This window comes from Enterobacter sp. CM29 (assembly GCF_013179605.1).
Lineage (GTDB): Bacteria > Pseudomonadota > Gammaproteobacteria > Enterobacterales > Enterobacteriaceae > Enterobacter > Enterobacter intestinihominis.
Genome location: NZ_JABMCU010000401.1, coordinates 1 through 548, shown reverse-complemented (window position 1 = coordinate 548; position 548 = coordinate 1). Strand labels below are relative to the sequence as shown.

1 protein-coding gene is annotated in these 548 nt (G+C 38.5%); it reads right to left on the bottom strand.

Going from position 1 to position 548, the window contains the following annotated elements; translation table 11 throughout:
* The coding region (locus HP459_RS23320; RefSeq protein WP_171936968.1) for a hypothetical protein at positions 1-360 on the bottom strand (360 nt) is incomplete at its 3' end.
* Between the last annotated feature and the right edge of the window lie 188 nt (positions 361-548).

The following is a 548-nucleotide window of genomic DNA, read 5'->3' as shown; positions in this document are numbered from 1 at the left end:
AACATCAGTGTTAATCCAACCAGTATAATCTTCCCACTCCCAAAACACTGCCATATCAGCAACGTATAAATCACCAGTTACATTAAGATAGAAATATTTATCTGTGAATATAACTTCCCTGTCTTTATTGTCGGGAAATTCATTTAAAAAAAGCCTAACAACATAGCCACCATTATCAAGGCCCATGATAGGTAAGGCAATACCTTCATTAAGAACAAGATCCCCTTTGTCTGTGGTGGTGAATTCCTGGAGAATGTTATCTCCATCCTCTATCTTCCCACCAAATGGGGCCAGTATTCCTGGATAATCGAAAATTATTATCCCGTTAAAATCCACATCAATGTCAATTGTTTTAACCACACCTACCTCCTGATGCTTTACCTGTGTCTTCAATATGAACAACGCAAGCAATTCTGAATCTGCTTCTTCAGGAGTGACATTTTGACTAAGATTCCAGCCGTCGAAGGAAACCTTAAATCGTTTGTTATATGTGAAACGGAATCTAAATTACGGCTAGTCACATTTAATAGATCGTCCGCGGATCCTTG